Origin of the sequence: Pseudomonas sp. (genome assembly GCF_050739995.1) — a bacterium.
Taxonomy (GTDB): domain Bacteria; phylum Pseudomonadota; class Gammaproteobacteria; order Pseudomonadales; family Pseudomonadaceae; genus Aquipseudomonas.
Genome location: NZ_JBOICG010000410.1, coordinates 1 through 6,480, shown reverse-complemented (window position 1 = coordinate 6,480; position 6,480 = coordinate 1). Strand labels below are relative to the sequence as shown.

Here is a 6,480-nt window from a genome sequence, read left to right as displayed (position 1 = left end):
CTGCTGGCCCGCATCGCCCAGGAGGCGCCCGGCGTGCGTCTGCGTTTCGTCAATAAAACCGACAAAGACAACGCCTTGTTGCGTGACGGCAGCGTCGACCTGGAAACCGGCGTGGTCGATGCCAGCGCCAGCCCCGAAGTGCTGACCCAGGCGCTGTTTCGCGATCGCTTGATCGGCGTGGTGCGCAGCGGCCATCCGCTCAGCCAGGGTGAAGTCAGCGCCCAGCGTTTTGCGCAAGGCCGCCATGTGTATGTTTCCCGACGCGGCCAGGACCGTGGCCAGATCGACGATGCGCTTGAAGCGTTGGGCCTGAGCCGGCAGATCAGCACCCTCGTCGCAGGGTTTTCGACCGCCATCGCCCTGGCCCGTGACAGTGACCTGATCGCCAGCGTGCCTGAACGCTACACCGCCAATCAGCGCGAAGGTTTGTTCCGGTTTACCTTGCCGGTTGCGCTACCGACCTTCACCGTGGCGATGCTCTGGCACCCGCGCCAGGATGCCGACCTGGCTCACCGCTGGCTGCGCAGCTGTTTGCGCGAGGTGTGTCAGCAATCGGTACAATCGCCGCTGCCTTGACGCGAAACCCCAGGAATTTGCATGTTCAGCCTTACTCGCTACACCACGCCATGCCCCGAGCCCATCAATGCGCAGATCTTGCAGATGGTGGTGGACAACCTCACCGACATCAGCAGTGTCGCGCTGCCGCCGAGCAACTTGCTCTACAACATCTACCAATACGCCATCGGCTTTGAAGTGCACCTGTACCTGGAGGCCTTGGACGGGTCGAAGGGCATTGCGGTCGAGCTGGTGGTGGCCATGGAAGAGGAACAGGTGGTTGGCTTTTGCCTGTATCTGCCGGTGAAGGATGATCCGCTGGCCTGTGGTATCGCCTTCATGGCTGTGCAAACCGGGCATCGGCGCCAGGGCGTTGCGCGTGCGATGTTGCAGGACGTACTGGCCCATTACCCCCACGCCGAGTTGGCGTGTGCCGTGGAAAAGGTGCCAGCCTTCGAAGCCATGGACTTTCAAGTCCGCAGTGCGCGAGGGACGCAGGTGCTGATGAACACCCGCGACTACAGCACCGACGGTTTGATGGGCGTGTTGGATGTGGCGGCGATCTATCGTTCGCTGGAGGTGCGTCAGATTCACACCTACTTGCTGCAAAAACACGGCAAGCGCGCCATGGTGGATGCCGAGAAACAGCGTGACCGCCATCTGGACCAATTGGCGCGCAAGGTGCAATCGTTTCTACAGGCTCGCGGTTAAAAACCGGCCTCCTGTGGGCGCTCGACATCTCCCGCATGTGAACGACGAGTGACCATTGCCAGGATGGTCGCCAGCAATTCCTGCTGAGCCTCTTCACGACTGATCTCATCGCTGGCGGCCGCCTGGGACAACGCTTCCGCCGCCCCCAGCATGGCCCGTAGACCGGCCTGGGAAACACGCCCCTCGGGCGCAAATGGCGACAGTGCCTCACGGCATTTATCGAGGAAGATCGCTTCATATCGACGCTTGAGCGCTTCCAGTTCCGGCGAGCTGCTGAGCGCCGCGATCACCCCTGGAATTTCCCGGCCCTGCAGCAATACGCAATCGACATAACAGGCAGCGATCACCCACGCCCGATCCTCCAGAGTCGCGGCGCTAGCCTCGATAGCCTCGGCAAACTGCTGATTCTGCCGTCCGTCAAAATCCTCATACAGCGCGGCCAATAACCCCGCCCGCGTGACGAAGTGGTCGTACACCACCGGCTTGGTGACGCCCGCCAGTTCGGCCAGGCGGCCAAGGGTCAAGGCGTCGGTGCCTTCTTCGCGCACCAGTTGCCAGGCCACGTCGAGCAATTGGCGAAAGCGATCTTCGCGGGATAAGCGTCGGCGCGGGGCAGGGGATTCATGGGTTGACATGCTTATATACCAAACGTAACTTATTGGAGTTAACTTACTAAAAGTAGTTTAGGTTCAGCCTAAACCGAAAGGGAGTCATTGTCATGCACGCTGTGATCGTTGTTGCTCATCACGACCCGAAATCCCTCACCCATAGCCTGGCCGCACAGGTTGCTGCGGGCCTCACCGCATCCGGCCATACCTATGAGATCGCCGACCTCGCGGGCGAAGGCTTCGATCCGCGTTACACCGCCGCCGATCACCTTGTGCACCGCACCCGTGCCAAGCCTCCGGCTGACGTGCTCGTCGAACAAGCGCGTATCGACCGCGCCGACGCCCTGGTGCTGGCGTTTCCCATCTACTGGTGGTCGCTGCCGGGCTTGCTCAAGGGGTGGGTTGACCGCGTGTTCGTCAATGGTTGGGCCATCGATTACGGCCCGGACCTGCCGGTGGTGAAAAAACTGCGCCACCTGCAGGTGCACCTGCTGGCGGTGGGGGCGGCGGATGAAAGCGCGTTTGATCGACACGGTTACGCCAAGGCCATGCGCACGCAAATCGACTACGGCATCTTCGATTACTGCGGGGCACAGGTGGTGACGTCGCAGCTGCTGCTGGAGTCGGAAAGCGGCACGGCACAGGTGCATTTGCAGACGGCAAAGGCCATCGGGCAAGGGTTGTTCCAGGGTGAAGCGGTCGCTGGTTGACTCAGCCTTCGCGAAACAGGTCGTGGGCATCCAGCAAGCGGTAGGCAATTTCCGGGCGCTTCTCCATGCCACGGCGGATCGCCGCCGGAATCGCCTGCCGTGTCTTGCGACACATGCCCGGCAGTTCGTCGATGACGATCTGTATCCCGCGCATGCTCTTGACCTCGGTGTGACCTGGCGCGATGTGCACGCGAATGCCCAATAGCGCGTACATCCGCTGTTGCATGTGTTCCAGGTCTTGCAGGCTCTTGAGGTCTTCGAGGCGCTCGATCAGGCGTTTTTCTTCCTGGCGCGTGAGGTGCAGGATGCGCAGGTCGGCACCGGGCACCTCGAGCAATTGTTCGCGATCGCAGACGCAGGCGCCGGGTGGGCAGGGTTGGCGGATTGTCATGTGCTTGGCCTCCCCATTCCGACGCTCTGTGCTCAGTAGCTCAGCGCAACACCAAGACTGCCCAGGGCCTTCCAGTATTCAGGATAGGTCTTGGCCACGCAGTCCGGGTCTTGAATGCGGATCCCCGAGACTTTCAACCCGGCCAGGGCAAAGCACATGGCGATGCGGTGGTCGGCGTGGGTGTCGATCAGTGCATTGCACGATGTACCGGCCAATGCCGGGTCGCTGGCAACGAGCAGGTCATCGCCTTCGATGGTTGCCAGGCCTGGACGGATTTCGTTGAGGCCATCGTGCAGAGCCTGCACGCGGTCGCATTCTTTCACGCGCAGGTTGGCCAGCTCCGTGAAGCGCACCGGCGTGTTGTTGAACGCAGCAAGGACCGCGAGGGTCGGGATCGCGTCCTGCATCTGCGAGCCGACAACCGTAGCCTGCATGTTCGGGAACTGTGCAATCACGGCCTGGGCCTTGGCGTCCGGCTGGGTGAAGTCCTGCGCCGCCACGCCGATGTCGATGCGGCCACCGGTCAACACCTCAGCGGCCCACAAGTAGGTGGCGGCAGAGGCGTCGGGTTCGATCAAGTAGTCGTGGGCGGTATAGCCGGTGGGGGCCACGCGCCAGGTGGTGTCGTCGACCGCTTCGATCTGTGCACCGAAGGCGCGCATGCAGTCCAGGGTCAGGTCCACGTAGCCGCGGGCGCCGATGTCCTTGCCGGTCAACGCCACTTCAATCGGTGCTGCACCGCACGCCGCGAGCATCAGCAGGGCCGATACGTACTGGCTGGACAAGCCGCCATCGATCTCGAAACGCTTGGCCTGCACCTTGCCCACGCCGTGCACGGTGACCGGTGGGCAGCCGGTGGGGCTTTCGACGCGGATACCGTTCTGGCCCAGGGTCGCCAGCAGCGGGCCGATGGGGCGTTTTTGCATGTAGTCGTCGCCGGTCAGCACCACGGTGCCTTGCACGGTGGCCACGGCAGCGGTGAGAAAACGCATAGCGGTGCCGGCATTACCGAGGAACAGGGGTTGCTCAGGCAGTTGCAGCTTGCCGGAGCTGGTGACCACAAAAGTGGTGTCATCCGGCTCTTCAATGGTCACGCCCATCTGGCGCAGAGCCACCGACATGTGGCGAGTGTCATCACTCTTCAAGGCGCCGCTCAGGCGGCTGGTGCCCTTGGCCAGGGCTGCCAGCAACAGGGCGCGGTTGGTAATGGATTTGGAGCCGGGGGGCGCGACCTTGCCGTTCAGGGGGAAGTTGGGCGGTGTTACGGTCACGGTTTTCTGCGAACTCAAGGTACGAGGCTCCTGATCAAGGCAAGGTGGCACGGAGTGGCCGACGGGCGGACCCGAATAATCGGGCATAGACGCCGTGCTTGTCGAGCGGGGAACGCCGCCGGTCGGTAATTTGCGCAGGGTTGTCGATTCTCGGTGGGTTCATTCGACTATCGGTAGCGGTACCTACCCAGTCTATTCCCATGAGGAGAGTGAACATGTCTTACGTCGATGGTTGTGTGATCGCGGTGCCGACCGCCAAGCGTGAAGCGTTTATCCAGCATGCCAAGGCGGCCGCCGTGGTGTTCAAGGCGCACGGTGCGCTGAATGTCGTCGAGTGCTGGGGCGATGACGTGCCCGAAGGCAAGGTGACGTCGCTGCCCATGGCCGTGAAACTCAAGGACGACGAAACCGTGGTGTTTTCCTGGATCGTCTGGCCCTCGCGCCAGGTACGGGATGTCGGCATGCGCAAGGTGATGGAAGACCCGCGCATGCAAAACGGGGCCAATCCGATGCCTTTTGACGGGCAACGCATGATTTATGGTGGGTTCGAGATGATCCTCAACAGCTAGGTGCCGTTGCAGGACAATACCTGTAGGTGGTTTGCCCCTGGCAAGGTAGGCGTACGCCCAAACCAGGGGCAGGACAAATGCGTGCGCTCAATGAAATGCAGGAGGTGTGTAAGTTTTCCTACGCAGTGGCTCGCTGGACAAGATGGGGTGATGGGGTAAGTTCAGGCCGCTCCCCATTCCGGGGCGTTTTCAATCAAGGAGTGACTGAAATGAACAAACCCCAGACTCAACTCAGACATGGTCGCGTCGTGACCCCGGCCAGCCGTGGCTCTGTCGCTGTGGAGCGCGGGCTGCTGGGCAACTGGCAAGTCAATGAAATGGAAGGCGGTAAAAACTTTCCTGCACTCACCGCCGGGCCGTTCCCCGCGCCTTATCAGACCGATGACCAAAGCGTCACGCCGCCTGCCGATGGGCACATCCTCAGCGGCGGTAAAACCGACGATCGCGACTGCATCAACTTCACCGACGAAGAAATGAGCAAGAAGCTCAACACGCCGTTTACCTGGCCATTGTTGAATGTCGAGGCCGGCCAGGTCTTCAAGGTGCAGTGGGAATACACCGCCGCCCACGTCACCCGTGGCTACCGCTGGCTTATCACCAAGGATGGCTGGGACCCGAAACAGCGCATCAGCCGCGCTCAGTTGGAAGCCAAACCGTTTTTTGAGGACTTCTACACCCAAGTGCCGTACTACCAGCATGCCGACGAACTGAAAGCCAAGGTCGAGCATCAGGTAACGCTGCCCAAGGGCAAGAAGGGCCGGCACGTGGTGGTACTGATGTGGATCGTCGCCAACACCGGTAATGCGTTCTACCAGGCGTTTGACCTGGACTTCAAGTAAGCCCGGTTAACGCTTGGCCAACCAGTAATCATGTAGCGCCCGTGCAGCGGGTTCGATGTCACGGACCCGCTGTTGATGGGCGCCTACATCCAGGTCTGCCGGCAATTCGAAGTTGTCCTGCTCGGCGCACCAGGAAATCTTTTCCAACTGTGCGGCCTGTTCGGCGGGCAGTTCCGGCCAGTTGCCAATGGCCGCACCGCGGATGTAACCAAAGCACCATTCTTCGGCCAGCGTGACGACCTGGCCCTGGTGTTCGGTGTCATCGAAACGCGCCTTGAACGCTTGGGCATCGGTCGCCAGTTGCGCCGCCAGGGTATTCATGTGGCGTACGCACAGGTCCAGGAAGCGCTGGGCTTCGTCCACGCTTTCCCAGTCCGGGTTCTGCCCACCCCAGATCGCCGGGAACCATTCGCCGACGTCCACTTGCGCGGGGCTGGAGACCAGCGCGGTGAAGTAACCGTCGAGTTCGGCCAGGTTCAGCACCGAATGATCGTCGCCGTACTTGAGCAGGGTGTCTTCGATGAATTCGAAATCGGCAGGGGCCAGGGGTTGGGCGTGCATGGGCATATCCTTTAAACGTCGTGCGCCGCTGATGGGCAGCTTAAAGCGCGAAGGATGGCGCTTAGGCCGGCTTTTTTCCAGCGTTTTCCCTGTGTTGGCACAGCTTGCTCACGCACATCGAACCCACCACGGCGAGGATGATCGGCACCAGGAAGTCATGCTCGATACGGGTGAACTCCGCCACCAGCACAATCGCCGTGAGTGGCATGCTCATGCTGGCGGCCAGGAAGGCGGCCGCGCCGATGATTGCAAAGGCGCCCAGGGG

General features: G+C 61.5%; 10 protein-coding genes. 5 read left to right on the top strand and 5 right to left on the bottom strand.

Translation table 11 applies throughout. From position 1 onward, the window contains the following. Both ACRESD_RS13665 and ACRESD_RS13660 read left to right on the top strand, forming a co-directional pair. Positions 1–576, top strand: a 576-nt coding sequence (locus tag ACRESD_RS13665) for a LysR substrate-binding domain-containing protein (RefSeq protein ID WP_431751389.1), incomplete at its 5' end; no start/stop codon positions are given. A 21-nt stretch (positions 577–597) separates the two neighbouring features. Next, positions 598–1,266, top strand: coding sequence for a GNAT family N-acetyltransferase (locus ACRESD_RS13660; RefSeq protein ID WP_431751388.1), 669 nt, complete (start codon positions 598–600; stop codon positions 1,264–1,266). Here the strand turns inward: ACRESD_RS13660 and ACRESD_RS13655 are convergent. Continuing rightward, a complete protein-coding gene (locus tag ACRESD_RS13655; RefSeq protein WP_431751387.1) occupies positions 1,263–1,901 on the bottom strand; it encodes a TetR/AcrR family transcriptional regulator in 639 nt (212 codons plus the stop codon). The genes ACRESD_RS13660 and ACRESD_RS13655 overlap by 4 nt on opposite strands. An 83-nt stretch (positions 1,902–1,984) precedes the next feature. Here ACRESD_RS13655 and ACRESD_RS13650 point away from each other — a divergent pair, with 83 nt between their 5' ends. Continuing rightward, positions 1,985–2,584: an NAD(P)H-dependent oxidoreductase gene (locus ACRESD_RS13650; protein WP_431751386.1), complete on the top strand. Its 600-nt coding sequence runs from the start codon at positions 1,985–1,987 to the stop codon at positions 2,582–2,584. A gap of 1 nt (position 2,585) precedes the next feature. Here ACRESD_RS13650 and ACRESD_RS13645 read toward each other — a convergent pair whose 3' ends face one another. Beyond that, positions 2,586–2,975 carry a hypothetical protein gene (locus ACRESD_RS13645; protein WP_431751385.1) on the bottom strand — a complete coding sequence of 130 codons (390 nt, stop codon included), beginning with the start codon at positions 2,973–2,975 and terminating at the stop codon, positions 2,586–2,588. 32 nt (positions 2,976–3,007) lie between these two features. Continuing rightward, complete coding sequence (locus ACRESD_RS13640) at positions 3,008–4,264, bottom strand: 3-phosphoshikimate 1-carboxyvinyltransferase (protein ID WP_431751384.1); 1,257 nt, start codon at positions 4,262–4,264, stop codon at positions 3,008–3,010. Between the two features lie 197 nt (positions 4,265–4,461). On the opposite strand from ACRESD_RS13640, the gene ACRESD_RS13635 reads away from it, so the two are divergent. Together ACRESD_RS13635 and ACRESD_RS13630 are read left to right on the top strand one after the other, a co-directional pair. Next, positions 4,462–4,815, top strand: coding sequence for a DUF1428 domain-containing protein (locus ACRESD_RS13635; protein ID WP_431751383.1), 354 nt, complete (start codon positions 4,462–4,464; stop codon positions 4,813–4,815). A 209-nt stretch (positions 4,816–5,024) separates the two neighbouring features. Next, positions 5,025–5,654, top strand: coding sequence for a lytic polysaccharide monooxygenase auxiliary activity family 9 protein (locus ACRESD_RS13630; RefSeq protein WP_431751382.1), 630 nt, complete (start codon positions 5,025–5,027; stop codon positions 5,652–5,654). A gap of 6 nt (positions 5,655–5,660) precedes the next feature. Here the strand turns inward: ACRESD_RS13630 and ACRESD_RS13625 are convergent, their stop codons facing one another. Together ACRESD_RS13625 and ACRESD_RS13620 are read right to left on the bottom strand one after the other, a co-directional pair. Next, positions 5,661–6,215 (bottom strand): UPF0149 family protein, encoded by a 555-nt coding sequence (locus tag ACRESD_RS13625; RefSeq protein ID WP_431751381.1) that lies wholly within the window; start codon positions 6,213–6,215, stop codon positions 5,661–5,663. 61 nt (positions 6,216–6,276) lie between these two features. Next, positions 6,277–6,480, bottom strand: a 204-nt coding sequence (locus tag ACRESD_RS13620; RefSeq protein ID WP_431751380.1) for a chloride channel protein, incomplete at its 5' end; no start/stop codon positions are given.